Origin of the sequence: Amphritea atlantica (assembly GCA_024397875.1) — a bacterium.
GTDB classification, from domain to species: Bacteria; Pseudomonadota; Gammaproteobacteria; order Pseudomonadales; family Balneatricaceae; genus Amphritea; species Amphritea atlantica_B.
The window spans coordinates 1,336,762-1,351,599 of record CP073344.1; the positions used below are offsets into that span (position 1 = coordinate 1,336,762).

The 14,838-nt window shown below is 51.6% G+C and carries 16 protein-coding genes; all 16 read right to left on the reverse strand.

All coding sequences use genetic code 11. The features are described 5' to 3' along the window. Window positions 1-67 precede the first annotated feature (67 nt). Window positions 68-1,006 carry a biotin-dependent carboxyltransferase gene (locus KDX31_05975; protein ID UTW04550.1) on the reverse strand — a complete coding sequence of 313 codons (939 nt, stop codon included), beginning with the start codon at window positions 1,004-1,006 and terminating at the stop codon, window positions 68-70. After that, window positions 1,003-1,692, reverse strand: coding sequence for a 5-oxoprolinase subunit PxpB (gene pxpB / locus KDX31_05980; protein UTW05311.1), 690 nt, complete (start codon window positions 1,690-1,692; stop codon window positions 1,003-1,005). The genes KDX31_05975 and pxpB overlap by 4 nt, the downstream gene beginning before the upstream one ends. Window positions 1,693-1,712: 20 nt before the next feature. Further along, window positions 1,713-2,444 (reverse strand): 5-oxoprolinase subunit PxpA, encoded by a 732-nt coding sequence (locus KDX31_05985; GenBank protein ID UTW04551.1) that lies wholly within the window; start codon window positions 2,442-2,444, stop codon window positions 1,713-1,715. A 14-nt stretch (window positions 2,445-2,458) separates the two neighbouring features. Further along, complete coding sequence (locus KDX31_05990) at window positions 2,459-3,247, reverse strand: putative hydro-lyase (GenBank protein ID UTW04552.1); 789 nt, start codon at window positions 3,245-3,247, stop codon at window positions 2,459-2,461. Between the two features lie 336 nt (window positions 3,248-3,583). Beyond that, window positions 3,584-3,775, reverse strand: a complete 192-nt coding sequence (locus KDX31_05995) for a hypothetical protein (GenBank protein ID UTW04553.1) — start codon at window positions 3,773-3,775, stop codon at window positions 3,584-3,586. A gap of 326 nt (window positions 3,776-4,101) precedes the next feature. After that, window positions 4,102-5,307, reverse strand: a complete 1,206-nt coding sequence (locus KDX31_06000; GenBank protein ID UTW04554.1) for an HDOD domain-containing protein — start codon at window positions 5,305-5,307, stop codon at window positions 4,102-4,104. A 653-nt stretch (window positions 5,308-5,960) separates the two neighbouring features. After that, complete coding sequence (gene raiA / locus KDX31_06005) at window positions 5,961-6,308, reverse strand: ribosome-associated translation inhibitor RaiA (protein ID UTW04555.1); 348 nt, start codon at window positions 6,306-6,308, stop codon at window positions 5,961-5,963. 151 nt (window positions 6,309-6,459) lie between these two features. Continuing rightward, on the reverse strand, window positions 6,460-7,497 hold the full coding sequence (locus KDX31_06010; protein UTW04556.1) for a tetratricopeptide repeat protein: 1,038 nt from the start codon (window positions 7,495-7,497) through the stop codon (window positions 6,460-6,462). A gap of 105 nt (window positions 7,498-7,602) precedes the next feature. Further along, window positions 7,603-8,568, reverse strand: coding sequence for a type II secretion system F family protein (locus KDX31_06015; protein ID UTW04557.1), 966 nt, complete (start codon window positions 8,566-8,568; stop codon window positions 7,603-7,605). A 9-nt stretch (window positions 8,569-8,577) separates the two neighbouring features. Beyond that, window positions 8,578-9,552, reverse strand: a complete 975-nt coding sequence (locus tag KDX31_06020) for a type II secretion system F family protein (GenBank protein UTW04558.1) — start codon at window positions 9,550-9,552, stop codon at window positions 8,578-8,580. A gap of 41 nt (window positions 9,553-9,593) precedes the next feature. Beyond that, entirely contained in the window at window positions 9,594-10,928 is a 1,335-nt protein-coding gene (locus KDX31_06025) for a CpaF family protein (GenBank protein UTW05312.1), read from the reverse strand. Window positions 10,929-10,947: 19 nt separating this feature from the next. After that, window positions 10,948-12,174 (reverse strand): AAA family ATPase, encoded by a 1,227-nt coding sequence (locus KDX31_06030; GenBank protein UTW04559.1) that lies wholly within the window; start codon window positions 12,172-12,174, stop codon window positions 10,948-10,950. Beyond that, window positions 12,175-12,645 (reverse strand): pilus assembly protein, encoded by a 471-nt coding sequence (locus tag KDX31_06035; protein ID UTW04560.1) that lies wholly within the window; start codon window positions 12,643-12,645, stop codon window positions 12,175-12,177. A gap of 70 nt (window positions 12,646-12,715) precedes the next feature. After that, window positions 12,716-13,213 (reverse strand): pilus assembly protein, encoded by a 498-nt coding sequence (locus KDX31_06040; GenBank protein ID UTW04561.1) that lies wholly within the window; start codon window positions 13,211-13,213, stop codon window positions 12,716-12,718. Next, window positions 13,210-14,493: a hypothetical protein gene (locus KDX31_06045; protein ID UTW04562.1), complete on the reverse strand. Its 1,284-nt coding sequence runs from the start codon at window positions 14,491-14,493 to the stop codon at window positions 13,210-13,212. Before KDX31_06045 ends, KDX31_06040 begins: the two co-directional genes overlap by 4 nt. A gap of 64 nt (window positions 14,494-14,557) precedes the next feature. Beyond that, on the reverse strand, window positions 14,558-14,833 hold the full coding sequence (locus tag KDX31_06050; GenBank protein ID UTW04563.1) for a hypothetical protein: 276 nt from the start codon (window positions 14,831-14,833) through the stop codon (window positions 14,558-14,560). Window positions 14,834-14,838 lie beyond the last annotated feature (5 nt).

The following is a 14,838-nucleotide window of genomic DNA, read 5'->3' on the forward strand; positions in this document are numbered from 1 at the left end:
TCAAGTCTGTTCGTGATCCGGTGAGTTGCAGTGACCGGAGATAATGTATGGCTGTTATAGCCCTGAATTAATCAACCGGTTCCGGCTCGGTGTTGTTAAACCGGACATGCCCCAGACAGTGCAGGTTGTGGGCATCATCGATAGTAATTTCATCGAATGAGATCCGTGAACCGGGTAGCATCTGTGCCATACGGGCAGTATCCATCGCTATCATTGAGCCGATCTTCGGATAGCCGCCAATGGTCTGACGATCATTCAGGAGCACGATTGGCTGGCCATCGGCAGGGATCTGTATCGCGCCATGGCAGATGCCTTCCGACAGAATGCCGTCAAACGAAGGCTTTACTTCAGGCCCTGCCAGTCGGTAGCCCATGCGATCCGCCCGGTCGGTAACTGTGTATTCACTGCTGAAAAACAGGCGCTTCTGATAATCGCTGAAGGCGTGTTGCTGATAACCGGTAATCACCCGCAGAGTGATATTATCGGCATAGTCCGGACGGTGTTGCTCGGGCAGGCGGTAGCCTCTGTGCTTCACCGGTGGTGTGCAGTGCAGGAAGTCCCCTTGCTGCAGTTTTTCACCGGTAAAGCCGCCGATCCCTTCGCGGGTTACGGTGGCGCTGCTGGAAAAGCTATGTTCTACCTGAAAACCACCGCTAACAGCCAGATACGCACGGGCTCCCTGAGTCGAAAAGCCAACTTCAATCTTGTCACCGGCTTTAATCTTATGTGCGTGCCAGCGATCCTGTTCTATGCCGTTGATCTTCAGGGGCATCTCAGCGCCAGCCAGAACAATCTGGGCATCGGTTTCCGCTGCCAGGACCAGGCCGCCAAAGCTGATCTCCAGTGCGGTGGTGTTCATTGGGTTATCAACCAGGCGGTTGGCCCATTTGAATGCCAGTGCATCCAGAGGGCCGCCGGTGGTCAGGCCGATGCGGTGATGACCAAAGCGTCCGGCATCCTGAATCAGGGTCAGCAGGCCGGGTTGTACTACCTTAAAGCCGCTCATCTGATCTCTCCCAGCTCGCCGCCCTGAGCGAAAAACTCATCCCGGCTGATCGGATTAAATCTGATCCGGTCTCCCACCTGTACCGGCATGGTCGGTTCAGCTTTCGGGTCGAACATCCGTGTTGGGCACAGGCCGATAAGATTCCAGCCACCGGGTGATACGGCAGGGTACACGGCGGTCTGGCGATCAGCGATGGCGATTGCACCGCGGGGAACGCGGGTTCTCGGAGTCGATAACCGGGGGGCTGCAATACGCTCATCGACTTCGCCAAGATAGGCAAAGCCCGGCGCAAAACCGATAGCATACACCCGGTATTCCATCTCACTGTGTATTTTGATGACCTCTTCTATACTGAGGTCTGCGCGCTGTGCCAGTGCTTCAAGATCGGGACCGGATTCAGGACTATAGTAGGCTGGCAGAATGACTAAGTTGCCTTCGCTGCTGTCACTTTCGCCCAGTTGGCTCAGTACTTTTCGGATACAGCTGCGGATTTCCAGGTGGTCGGTTGCCAACTGATCATAGATGACCAGCAGGGAAGCGTAAGAGGGCACCATATCTATCAGTTTGCCGCTCAGCTCGGTTTCCAGAATAGTCACCGCCTGCTGAACCTGCGAGGAAACCCGGGGATCTGTTTTTTCACCAAAATAGATAATCAGGGCGTTTTCGCCTGCTATTTCGACCCGTATAGTGTCTGTCGGCGTAATCATCAACGGATCAATCCACGAATTTCCTGGATGGCGTTTACGCCGTCCATATTATCGCCATGGACGCAAAGCGTGTCCGCTCGCAGGGTCAGTAGGTGTCCGCTGACAGTGGTTACGGTGCCCTGTTCTTTCAGTTGCTTAACCTGAGCCAGCATCTTCTCTTTGGTATGGACTGCGCCGGGTTGAGTCCGGGACAGCAGCTTACCATCATCGTCGTAGCAGCGATCTGCAAAGATCTCAAACCAGAGCTCAAGGCCTATGCTGTCGGCTTCTTGCAGATGCTGCTCTGCCTGAGGCGTGCTTTGCAGCATCAGTACCAGTGGCCGGTGATATTCCGCGACGGCCTGCATGATGGTTGCGCGGATCTCACTATCGGCCATCATATCGTTGTACATCGCACCGTGGGGCTTGACGTAGGTGAGCGTCTGCCCCTGAAGCGTTGCCATACCGTCTATTGCGGCGATCTGATATTGCACTGTTGCTTTTAGTTCTGCCGCAGTGACTTTAATGCTGCGGCGGCCAAAACCTACAAGATCGGGGTAGCCCGGATGGGCGCCGATAGTGACATTGTTGGCCTTTGCCAGCTCCAGGGTTTTTTGCAGTACCAGTGGATCGCCGGCATGAAAACCACAGGCGATATTGGCCTGATCGATATGCGGCATTACCGCTTCATCCAGGCCCATTATCCAGGAGCCAAAGCTTTCACCCAGGTCACAGTTAAGACGTAAAGACATATTTAATTCTCCTGTTACAGCACAGCCAGGCGGCTGTTAGGCAGATCGGTGATCAGCATGTGGCCCGGGCTGTGAGTGATGCAGAACTCAGGCTTTGCCTGTTCGATCGCTACCTGAGGTGTTACACCGCAGGCCCAGAATACCGGCAGTTCGCCCTCTTTAATGGTCACGGCATCACCGAAGTCCGGTTTGTTGATATCCTGAATACCTATCTGGGACGGGTCGCCAAGGTGTAGCGGTGCACCATGTACAGAAGGGAAGCGGGTACAGATCTGTACTGCACGGATCGCATCGGCAGCCTTCATCGGACGCATGCTGACAACGGTGGTGCCACTGAAACGGCCAGCACTTTTACATTCGATATTGGTGCGGTACATTGGCACATTGACACCTTCGGTGATATTGCGCACTTCCAGCCCGTCAGCTATCAGAGCTTCCTCAAATGAGAACGAACATCCCAGAACAAAGGTCACCAGATCGTCGCGCCAGTAAGGTTTAAGGTCGGAAACCTCTTCTGTGAGGACACCATTTGTATAGATGCGGTATTTAGGCACATCGCTGCGAATATCGATATCCTGACCAAGATCGGGAAGCATAAACTCACCTGGCTGACTGGACATACCGACAATCGGACAGGGTTTCGGATTTTTTTGGCAGAACTGCAGAAAATCGTTTGCCCATTCTTTTGGCATGATAGCCAGATTTCCCTGAACGAAACCCTGACCATAACCGGATGTATTGCCGGTAAACTCGCCGCTGCGAATCTGCTGGCGGATATTAAAAGGAGTCATCTCTTTGTTCATCGGTTTAGCCTTAATCTGCGGGCCGCTGAGCGGCGATCTTGTAAACTTTCTTGTCACGCTGATTTTCTGCGGAAAATCAGGCGGGAAAGCGACAGCCTGACAACTGGACTTTTCGAAGTGATTGTCAGTTTATTTATCTGTTCTGCAAGGTAATAGCTTAGACCCTGCAGTGATGTGTGGGCGCATAGCACTTAAGGTAGCACTTTAAGTTAGCGCTTAAAAATTGCGCCGAAGAACGTGCCGAACGGCTGGGATATCGGTGACGGTTCAGGACCGCCAGCCCGTTAACTGATGAATCAGCAGATGCTGCAAGCGTCAGTTAAAAAACCTGTTGGCTTATACAGTAGCCATCCATTGTTCAACCTGTGCTTTACTGCGGCCAAAAAAAACAACACGAGCCGTAGAACTCAGGGCACCGTTAAAGCCTATATTGCGACGGTAAACCCACCAGCTGTCAGCGGCCATCTCAATGATTTCGTCAACGTGACGTAGTTGCTGAAATTGGTCCAGCGGCATCATTGTGCTCATGGTATTTGTCGTGCTCCTGATAGAATCATCACTATTATCAATATATAAACCATTGTGGCGTTACCGCTGATAGCTGTCTAATGAATAATCGCTTACATATCTGATAAATTTTATTTATCAGTTGGCCTTGTTAAATGGATAGCTTAGTGAATCAGGCAGTTTTGTTATGTAGATAGTTTCTTAATCGATGATTGCCGAATCTTGTTTTCATTCGTCTGTCGTTGAAGTGCAGACCTGATGAATTATTCTTTATCGATGCTGATGCAGGCTTTATCAGAGTGGGGTGCTTGCGAAGGGTGGGGCAGAAAAGTGTCTGAAATTGTCAGTTAGCCAATTTTTTCCATGGTTTCACGAACCCAGTTAAGGCTGTCTAGATAGGCCTGGTTCAATTGCGGGCCGGAAATAGAGTCGGGCAGTGAACTCCACTCTCCCTTCATAAACGTGTCAACGGTGGTTAACAGATTACCGTACTCACCCTCACTATACTGAATAGCTTTCTGGATATCATCGCCCAAAACCACTTGCTGCAGAATCTCTTCCATAGGTGTATCCAACAGCGCATCAAGTCCGGCGAATACGCCCATCATAAATGCGCTTGATCCTGATAGCGCAGAATTTGCATTGGCCAGTTGCTCGCACATTCTCGCGCGTATCAGTGTGTGACGGGTGAGTTCATCGGGTTTCGCCATCTCTCCGGAAAATGCGATCAGGGCACACCAGCGCTTTATCTCCTGCACGCCCAGCAATACAACAGCCTCCTCAATACTGTCTATCTTTCTGGTCAGATTGAAAAGGGACGAGTTAACGATACGGATAAGCTTAAAAGAAAGTTGAGGATCTTTTTTTACGATTGGTCCGATCTCCGAGATCGTGACATCGGGGTCTGCCAAAAGAGACATAAGCTCAATCATGACAATTTCGCTGGAGCTGAGTTTCCGGCCTTCAACTACCTGTGGCCGACAGAGAAAATACCCCTGAAACAGTTTAAACCCCAGTGCTTTGCAACGATTAAAAACCTCCTGTGTTTCTATCTTTTCGGCCAGCAGTGTCACGTTGAAGGGTTTAAGCCATTCGATATGTTGAATCAGTTGCTCATCAGTCAGCTGCAACAGATCCAGCTTGACGATATGCACCATCTCAAGAATCGGATCATATTCAGGGCTATAGATAAAATCATCGAGTGCCATTCGGTAGCCGGCATCGATAAAACGACGGATCCCAGCAATCAGCGTGTCATCAACTGTCATGCCTTCAAGGATTTCCAGCACAATATGTTTGCGGGAAATTTCAGGAATGTGCTCTGACTGAAGCATGTCTTGCGTTAGATTGATAAAGGCAGGCAGTGTTGTCAGTTTGCCGGCTTTGCAGATACTGGTGAAGTTATTCAGTAAAACCTGAGAGGTGGCGCTGTTACCATCCGTTATCTGCGAGCGTTGCGGGTTTTCTTTGTCCCTATAGAGCAGCTCATAGGCAACAACGCTGAGGTTAGCGTCAAATATGGGCTGGCGCGCCATTAAGATGTCTTGAGGCATTTTCTCTCCCTAAATAGCCGCGTCAACGTCTAAGAGTCCTTGTTGCAAAGATTTATTGTCTGCTGCTCAGTATAGCTGTTTTGTTTTAATCAAAAGTTTTCTCTATCACCAGATTGGGTTTTAATATCGGTATGGCGTCTCTGATTGCCCCGCTTTTATAATCTCTTGCTTAAAGTCAGGATATTGTTAAACCTTATGTCACCGACTCTCCTGTGTTTGATTATTTTGTGCTAAACGGTGACGCTGACGTTTTTCAGAGCCGCAGGGTAGCGAGGTATTGACCCGACTGAGCAAGGGTATTGTGTTACTTTAAATTGATAAGAAAGAGGCCTGATCGAGGGTTTTTTTCCCCTCCCGATAAACAGCTCCTGAAAGACTGGATGTTGAGTTAGAGCCTCACAAGTCTACAGTAGGTGGGGAGTGTCGCCCGCTGGCTAATGGCAATACACTTTGAAAGTTCGTACGCGCAGCAGTGGTGGAACGTTGTCAGGCTGGATGTCGAAAGACTTTTTCGCTCCGGTGCAATAAGCCGGATTAAGGCGGAGTTAATCCAGCAAATTCAGGGAGATCGACTAATGCTGAGAGAGAGTGATGTAAAAAGTGAGCATAAAAAAGGCTGAACACCGTTCAGCCTTTTTTACACAGAGAGAACGTTATTCCTCTTCGGCGATCTCTTCTTCTGGCTCAGCCATCACCGGGACGCCTGAACCTTTTTTGTTGGTTTGAATATCACGGATCTTTGCCAGCTGTTTGTCTATTTTATGAGCCAGAGAATCCAGTGCGGCAAAAAGATTATCTTCGCTGGCTTTAGCAAACAGATCTTTACCAGTCGCATGTACAGTGGCTTCAACAACCTCGGCTTTACCATTGCTCTTTTCAATAGTGACCTGGGCGCTGGTGATAACGTTGTAACGTCTTTGACTCTCCTCTAACCAGGCTTCAATTTTTTCTCGTAATGCAGGAGAAACTTTGTCATTTCGATTAGTGATATTGATATTCATGATCTAACCCTTACTGCAAACTATGCTTGATGTCACACCTATAGAATGCTCTTTTCAGAATTTATTGCAATAGGGATGAGAAAAAAATCAATCCATTGATTTAGAAGAAATTATCGATGGTAATTTTGTCGGGTGAGCAGCTCCCATCGGGTCAGTTTTTGGTTAGTTGCTTTTCGTCTGCCCGTTGGCTGTCTAACAGTCGCTTGACTCTCAACAGGTTCTGATAGGCAATTTCATAATATTGAGGGTTAGCTGAAATTGCTTTCTGAAAAAAGTCGGCGGCACGCTCATAGCGCTTGGACAGCAGGCATACATAGCCAATATCGTTATACGCTTGCGGGGTGTCCATGGCCTGCTCCAGTGCTTCAAGGGCTTGCATGTACTTTTCCTGGCGCGCATAGACCAGCCCGAGGTTTTTCCATCCGGGTTGATAGGCACTATCGACCTGCAGTGCGCGGGTAAAATAGCGCTCGGCTTGTGACCAGTTGCTTTGCAGGTAATAGGAGTATCCGAGATTATTAAGAATGATCTTGTCATTAGCATTGAGCTCAAGTGCAGCCTGATAGTTCAGACGGGCTTCGTCGAACTTGCCTTTCATATCGTAGATAATGCCAAGGCCGTTGTAGGATTCAATTGCCAGGGTTGAATGCGTTGCCTGGTCAGTCTTCATTTCTGTCTGTGCTGCGCGTTGTTCCTGATCGAGGGCAACGGCCTTGGAAAACGATTCCAGCGCCAGATCGTGCTGCTTCTTGCGTAACAAAATCAGGCCGCTGCCCTGATGAGCTGCGATGAGCTTCGGCTCGATGAAAAGTGCTTTCTGGTATGCCAGATAGGCGATACGATAATTTTTGCGGGCATAGTGAATGTTGGCAATCTGCACCAGGGCATCGGTATGTTGGTTATCAAGTTCATAGGCGCGAATATATTCGTACAGTGCCCGGTCGAAATCCTGCTCAGTTTTGGCCTTCAGGGCTCGCTGCATTGCCTCTTCGGGTGTTTTCGATTGTTGCTCGGCTATGTAGGCCAGGATCGGTTGACCTTCATAGAGTTCGTTATGCTCAGCACTGACCGTGGAGCTGGTGGGGTTTGACGAGCAAGCCGTCAGACCAAGCATGCAGCTGATCAGGATAATCCGGACGCCCATGGTGTATACGGCCGTACTGAGTTTGCTATTAGACGTCCACATCATCCCGTTTCCTTATGTTGATACCTGAAGAGTTCGCCTGAAGAGCTCATCTGAGGAGCTCAAGGCTGCCACTTTTTAATAACCTGTTAAGCATAGCTGTTATTTCTGTCAGCGTGTTCCCCATACAGCGAGTACCCCTAAAATGGCGGGTCCCACCATCACCAGGAAGAAGGCTGGCCAAAAGCAGAAGGTCAGGGGAAAGATCATTTTTGTCGCGATTTTAGCGGCCATCTCTTCGGCTTTCTGTAAGCGCTTATCCCTGAATTCTTCCGAGTAAACCCGCAACGTTTCGGCAATGCTGGTACCGAAGCGCATGCTCTGATCCAGTGAAGCCACCAGTCCGCGAATATCTTCCAGCCCGGTACGAGTTGCCATGTTACGCATAGCCTCGATCCGGTCCACGCCGACCCGCGTTTCACGGTTGACCTGATGCAGTTCGTCAGCCAGTACCGGATGGCTGACCTGTATTTCGTCAGCAACCCGTTGCAGTGCAGCCTGCAGGCCGAGTCCAGCCTCCACGCAGACAACCAGCATGTCCAGCGCATCGGGGAAGGCATTTCGCAGAGCCCGCTGGCGCTTGGCGATGAGCTTGTCCAGTACAATGCTGGGCAGTAGTAAGCCGACAACCAGGGCAGCGATGAGGGCCGACATTACCTGTCTTGAGGTCAGTTCAGGGAAGAACTGCGAACCGAACATGACGATCGCGGGAAACAGGATCGCGGCAAGCAAGCGCAAGGCATAGAAATCAGACACGGTATTCTCTGACCGGAAACCGGCATTGGCGAGGCGCACACGGGTTTGTGAATCCTGCCAGCCAACCTTGGAAGCCAGTGAGTGTCTAAATGATCTCTGCTGTTTGCCGGTCAGATTTGGACTGCCAGTTGGGATGCCGCCATGAGTATTTTTTTTCAGAGACGTGATACGTAGCCGCACGGGATCGATCAGTCCGAGAATGAGGAAACCGAAGCCCAGGCACAGACCCAGCACGGTCAGTGCCGAGAGGGTAATAAAGATGAGCTGAATATTGGCTTCATCGGTTACGATGCTGTTGATGAGTTTAAGAAGGTAATCCATGGTGTCCTCCTATACTTCTATTCGTAAAATACGGCGTATCCAGTAGATACCGATGAGCATGGCAATAAAGGCGTAGGTTACCAGCTTTATTCCTGTGGGGTTTTCAATCAGCATGGGGAGATACTTAGGATTGGTCCAGGACACCACAAGCACCAGAATAAAGGGTACCAGGGCCAGTATCCAGGCTGACATCCGCCCTTCTGCCGAGAGAGTTTTAACCCGGCGCTGAAACTTGAAGCGGCTGCGGATCACCTTGCCGATCTGCTCCAGAATTTCCGCCAGATTGCCGCCGGTTTCTTTTTGGATAAGTATGGATGAGACCAGCGCCATAACGGGGATGCTGGGTACCCGGTGAAGCATGCCAAGCATCGCCCTGCGCAGGTCATTACCGTAGTTCAGGTCGGCAAAGGTTATCCTGAATTCCTGTGCAACCGGGCCTTCCATCTCATCGGCTACCAGATGCAAAGATTCTGAAAACGGGTGGCCCGCGCGGAGGGCGCGTCTCATGATATCGATAGCATCGGGCAGTTGCTCTTCAAAGGTGGCAATGCGTTTATGTTTGGCCTGAATGAACTTAAAAAAGGGCAGAAAAACACAGGCAAAGCCGGTTGCGCCAATGATGATCGGGTTTCTTGTCAATACCCAGGCGATGGCCATACCTACCAGTGTGAGAGCAATGATGCCAAATACGACCTGATAGGCGCGATACTTGTAGTCGGCTTTTTCCAGCAGGTCAGCCAGGGACTCCATCCCCGGGAGTGATTCCAGTGAGCGCTCCAGCGGGGACAAAGATTTCAGGTATTTTTTGCGCAGCAGGGAGGTGATGACAGTGGTATCCGCATCCGGTTCCAGTTCGTGAATACGTTTCTGTAATCTTTTCCGCGCTTGTCGGTCTTCTCCGAACACAGGGATTGTCAGCCCCATCATCAGCAGAAACACCGCGGCAAATACCATTGCGCCGAACATCATAAATTGATCAGACATATCGTGCCTCCAGTTTCGGTTAACGAAACTCCGGTAACACCCTAGTTTTCATCGAACAGGTGGTAATGAAGTTCAACACCGCGTTGTTTTAAGTGTTCAAAAAATGCAGGGATTATGCCGGTAGCCCGGTAACGACCAATCACCTTGCCGTTTTCATCGACGCCCTGCCGCTCGAACCGGAACAGTTCGGTCATCGTGATGATTTCCCCTTCCATCCCGTTGATCTCCTGCAGGCTGACCATGCGGCGCTGGCCATCCTCCATGCGGGCAATCTGAATGACGATATTGATTGCCGAGGCGATCTGTGCACGCAGTGTTTTAGTGGGAAAATTAACGCCGCTCATGGACACCATGTTCTCGATCCTGCCTAACGCATCTCTGGGGGTATTGGCATGGATGGTGGTCAGTGAGCCATCATGACCGGTATTCATCGCCTGCAGCATATCCAGCGCTTCGCCACCGCGCACCTCGCCAATGACAATACGGTCAGGACGCATACGTAAGCTGTTACGCACCAGATCGCGCTGACTGACTGCGCCTTTGCCCTCGACATTCGGCGGCCGGGTTTCCAGACGCACGGTATGCGGTTGCTGCAGTTGCAGCTCGGCGGAATCCTCAATCGTCACGATCCGCTCATCCTTGGGGATATAGCCCGACAGGATGTTCAGCAGGGTGGTCTTACCGGAGCCGGTGCCGCCGGAAATCAGTACATTGAGGCGGGTTTTAACGATACCCTCCAGTACCTCAGCCAGTTCTTCCGGCATGGAGCCCAGCTCAATTAGTTTGGCCATGTCCAGACGCTCGATAGCGAAGCGGCGAATAGACATACTGGGGCCATCCAGTGCCAGCGGTGGGATGATGGCGTTGACCCGTGAGCCATCCTTGAGTCGTGCATCAACCATTGGTGATGATTCGTCTATACGGCGGCCCACGCTGGACACGATACGGTCGATAATGTTCAGCAAGTGATGATCGTTATTAAACTTAATGTCGGTCTGTTCCAGCTTGCCGCCGCGCTCTACAAAGACGCTCTGCGGGCCGTTGATGAGGATATCCGAGATACTCGGGTCGGCCAGCAGAGGCTCCAGCGGTCCCAGCCCCATGATTTCGTCTTCGATCTTTTTGATGATCTGGTGTCGGGTCGCCTGATTACAGGGGATCGATTCCTGCTGGATAAGCTGCTGGCATATCTCTCTGATCTGGTTCCTGGCTTCGCTAGGCTCAAGGTTATCGATCAACGACAGATCCATCACCTTCAGAAGTTTGTCATAGATACGATTTTTCCACTCTTTTTCCAGCTTGCTGGTATTGGTGAAGGAGTGGCCCTGTACTGCAGAGTCGGTACTGGTGTGCTCATCGGCTCTCTGTTTTGTCATTTCATCGAATTGCATCGTCTTATGCTCCAGTCAGTCTTGAGAAAACGCGTGAAATGAACCCTCGGTTCTGTTCTGGAAAGCCATTAATCAACTGATGCTGCAGGGTAAGCAGTGAACGGGTGATCGCAGAGCGGCGGGCAATATTGTATAACGGCTCGCCTTTGTTCAGGCTTTCAAGGACATGCGCATAATCATTGGCAATGGTGACCAGATGCTTAGCGTGCAGGGTGTCGCGGATATCCCCGATCGATACCTGAGTGTTTTTTTGCACGCGGTTAACGGCAACAACGATCTGGTCATCAAGAATCCCCAGCTCCTGTTGCAGCATCTGCATCAGATGAGTGGCATCTTTTATATTGATAAAGTCCTGCTGAACGACCACGACAATCTGCGTGGCCTGGGTCAGCACTGCCGCTGTGGCCTGGTCGATTGACCGGGGAACATCTACCACCAACTGACTGCAGTGTTTGCGTAGGATATCGAGTAACAGGGTGATGCGGGACTCAGGGATCTGGCTGGGCATGCAGAATTCATGCAAGCTGGCGCCCATCACCTTCAGGCCACTGGCATGTTTCAGCAGGTAGGCACTCAAGGCGGTAGCGTCGAGGTCATCCACTACCTTCAATGCTTCGATGACGCCATTTTCTGGTTTGATGTCCAGATATTGTGCCAGGGAGCCAAACTGCATATCCATATCCAACAGGATCACCTCTTCACCTTCGACAACTTGCATCATATGGGCAATGTTGCAGGCGAGCATGGTGGCGCCGGAGCCGCCCTTGGCGTTGATCACTGCGGTTAGAGAACCCTGCTCGGCAAGTTGAACCTGATTCTTTTCGGTTTCCATTCTGGTCAGGGTTTTTGTCAGGTCTTCGATATTAACCGGTTCGGTAAGAAAATCCCTGGCGCCCACCTGCATTCCCAGGCGCATCATGTCAGGGTTCTGCGAATCGCCGATGATCAATAGGGGGGGGCGTTCCTGCGGCGGATGATCGCACAGCGCAGATAGCTCGCTTTGCCAGCGGTCACTGAGGTGCAGAACTAGTAGGTCAGGCTGGGAACCGACCCCATGTAGCGGGTCCACGTGGCCGTTGACAACGGTTACGCACTCGAGGGAAATATTGTTGCCCACGCCGTCAAGGTTTGACCTGATATGCTCCAGCATCAGCGAGTCGCGTCCGGATATGAGAACGTTGAACTCGCGTGTAGAGCGCCCCAGGCGTGTAAGGTTATTATGTTCCATCATTTATGCTCCCGTGCATTGCACTGTCCAGGCACCAGCAGGGGTAATCCCCAGGCTTTCGCTCGGAAGGGTGGTGGTAAAGCTCGATGCGTCAAACGGCTCGAGAGGCAGAAGAGGGATCAGCAGTTGATACTGAAAGTCCTGAATGTTAGTTTGCACATAGAGCACCTGTTCCAATGTATCTGTGGGTGTAAATGCTTGATCCAGATACTGAATATTGACGTTTTCGGGGGTGAGCCCCGATAATATGCTGCTATTAAAAACGGCAGCTTGTCTTACATTGTCAACCTGATCCATTGGGCAAACGGCGGCTAATCTGGCGGCGCGCCGGGTGACTTCATCCAGGACATTCCAGGTAAACAGAAACCTGCCCATCTCGATAATGGCAAACAGCACCAGAAAAAACACAGAGCCGATCAGGGCAAATTCAACGGTTACCAGGCCGGCTTGTCTGAATTTCGCTTTGCTGCTCATGTTTGCCTCCTCCCCTGGTCGTTCGCGCCTCGATTACTGGCGCTAAAAGTTAAAGTTAAAGTAAGTGCCGTTATAAGCGCGGCATCGTTACGCTTGCCGTCAGCGGGACGGCCAGCTGAATGCCCTGCCATAAAGGAATCACCACGGCATCTGGAAATATTATCGGGTCGTAGGTGTAGGTCGCCGTCACGCTGACTTCGGTGGCTCCGTCCACGATATTGACCGGATGGGTTGCGCTTACCTCGAAGCCGGGCAGCAACGGCGGGGTGGCATCTGTAACGATCTCGGTGCCATAGCGCACCAGGTTTTCGGCACTGGTGTTAACCGCCGCAATCTCTGCCACTGAGTCTGCGGCCCTGATATTGGCCGATAGATAACGGGCACTGTCCTGAACCGATTTAGTCAGTGTGTTGTATTGAAACAGAAAACGCCCCATCTCACCGCCAACAAAGAGTAGTAGCAGTAATACCGGCAGTGTAATGGTGAACTCAACAGCTGCCACCCCTTGCTGTTGCCGACGGGCAGTTGGCTGCTGGGTTCGGCCGGTTGGGTGAGCGAAGATATTCATGAGTCATTACCATCCGGATTTCGGTAGAGCACGATACGTACGGCACCGCTGCCCTCGGTTATCCCGGTTGCAGGGGGGGTGCAATCATTTAAGAATACCCCCTGCAGTGAACCGGACTCTGTTTCTGCCCCACCGGTCTGTTCAGCCGGGGCTGTCAGCAGAAAGCAGCCAAACCCAAGTGTTTCAACGGTGTCGTTACCTGATGCTTCGCCATCGCAATTGCCGACGGGTACTTTAACGACGCGGCGCTGGTATTTATGGTTACTCTGCACCAGGCCGTTTGACGGGTCGTTATAATAATCAGCGTAGTTGCGGGGATCGAGGCACGCGGTCGGTCCGCTGCCATCGGGGATTTCCGCTGTGCCGGTGCATTCCGGCGAGTCTGCATCGTTGGCGTGATCAGGTGGGTATAGGTCTTCTTGTCCGTTAAGAGGCCCGCTGTAGAGGCCAAAACGGGTATTCAGTCCCGAAACCGTTGGACCGACCTTATTACCAGGTGACAGGTCGATCACAAAATTCTCGCCCTGCTCGCCACAACTAGGCGCTTCGGCGAACGCATAGCGGATATCGTTGGCACCCTGCAGGCCCGGGATGTCGATCAGGTGGAAACTACCGGTGCCGACATCTTCGTCCGGACCGCTGCCGGAGCCGGTTTTCAGGGTGACAGTATCCGCTGCCGCATCAAACTCGGCCTCATGGCCCTGATCAAATTCAAACTCTTTATAGCCCGTGACCGAGTCTGGATCCTGCTCGCCCTTGCAGACCATCACCGGAATCAGGTCGCAGGCATTGGCGCCGAAGCCAAAACCGGCGACAGCGACCGCCGCGACTTTTTTGTCATCGAAGCCGACGGCTTTGATCAGGAAACTGGTCAGCGGAATGACCGGTGATGAGACCTTGATGAATTGTGGCGGATTCGCGGTAGCTGCCACAAATGATCCCGGCATCAGGTCTTCGGAGAAGGTGATAGTCGGAACCGGTGAGTCGCTATTGAGCTCGGTGGATAAGTTGGCCGTAAACGCAGCGATGGCAGCATTCCTTGCGTCCGCCATCGGGTTTGCCGATACCGAGTTATGAAGTTCTTGTGCGCCGGTCAGTGCTGCTGCATCCACGGCGTTTTGCAGCCGGGTTTTATTCAGCAGCAGGTGCCCGGTATCCAGCGCCAGACCCACTATACCGACCAGGGCTGCGATGCCAATCGCAACGACAACGGCAATCACCCCTTTTTGTGTGTTCTGTGAGGGAAGGGCGCCTCTCCTTATGTATTTGTTCGTTTTCATGTGAGTTGCCTACTGGTCAACGGAGGGTGGATTAGTCCCATCCGTGACCGCTATATTTAGCTGCTTAATTTCCGATGTTTACCTGTATTTCATTTCTGACTTCCTGCGGCTTGCTGATATCCGAGCGATACGTCGACAGGATCTTCACGCCGGTAGGGCCATCGAGGGAGCCATGGATTTGTGTGCCATTCTCTTCACTGGCCTGCGGGTTGAACATTTGTTGTTCCGCCAGCGCTTCAGCGCCGGCACCCAGTTGCATGTGGTGTTGCGGCTGGGGTGCTGAACAACCCGCCAATATAACGAGGATGAAGAGTGATAGTGCTGTGGTTAATCTGTTCATTATCC

What these genes read in the sequence shown, in the direction of transcription:
- raiA (UTW04555.1), bottom strand. Translation starts at nt 6,308, where the DNA reads ATGAATATCAATATCACTAATCGAAATGACAAAGTTTCTCCTGCATTA.
- KDX31_06015 (UTW04557.1), bottom strand. Translation starts at nt 8,568, where the DNA reads ATGGATTACCTTCTTAAACTCATCAACAGCATCGTAACCGATGAAGCC.
- KDX31_06020 (UTW04558.1), bottom strand. Translation starts at nt 9,552, where the DNA reads ATGTCTGATCAATTTATGATGTTCGGCGCAATGGTATTTGCCGCGGTG.
- KDX31_06000 (UTW04554.1), bottom strand. Translation starts at nt 5,307, where the DNA reads ATGCCTCAAGACATCTTAATGGCGCGCCAGCCCATATTTGACGCTAAC.
- KDX31_05995 (UTW04553.1), bottom strand. Translation starts at nt 3,775, where the DNA reads ATGAGCACAATGATGCCGCTGGACCAATTTCAGCAACTACGTCACGTT.
- KDX31_06010 (UTW04556.1), bottom strand. Translation starts at nt 7,497, where the DNA reads ATGATGTGGACGTCTAATAGCAAACTCAGTACGGCCGTATACACCATG.
- KDX31_06045 (UTW04562.1), bottom strand. Translation starts at nt 14,493, where the DNA reads ATGAAAACGAACAAATACATAAGGAGAGGCGCCCTTCCCTCACAGAAC.
- KDX31_06040 (UTW04561.1), bottom strand. Translation starts at nt 13,213, where the DNA reads ATGAATATCTTCGCTCACCCAACCGGCCGAACCCAGCAGCCAACTGCC.
- KDX31_06030 (UTW04559.1), bottom strand. Translation starts at nt 12,174, where the DNA reads ATGATGGAACATAATAACCTTACACGCCTGGGGCGCTCTACACGCGAG.
- KDX31_06035 (UTW04560.1), bottom strand. Translation starts at nt 12,645, where the DNA reads ATGAGCAGCAAAGCGAAATTCAGACAAGCCGGCCTGGTAACCGTTGAA.
- KDX31_05975 (UTW04550.1), bottom strand. Translation starts at nt 1,006, where the DNA reads ATGAGCGGCTTTAAGGTAGTACAACCCGGCCTGCTGACCCTGATTCAG.
- KDX31_06050 (UTW04563.1), bottom strand. Translation starts at nt 14,833, where the DNA reads ATGAACAGATTAACCACAGCACTATCACTCTTCATCCTCGTTATATTG.
- KDX31_06025 (UTW05312.1), bottom strand. Translation starts at nt 10,928, where the DNA reads ATGACAAAACAGAGAGCCGATGAGCACACCAGTACCGACTCTGCAGTA.
- KDX31_05985 (UTW04551.1), bottom strand. Translation starts at nt 2,444, where the DNA reads ATGTCTTTACGTCTTAACTGTGACCTGGGTGAAAGCTTTGGCTCCTGG.
- KDX31_05990 (UTW04552.1), bottom strand. Translation starts at nt 3,247, where the DNA reads ATGAACAAAGAGATGACTCCTTTTAATATCCGCCAGCAGATTCGCAGC.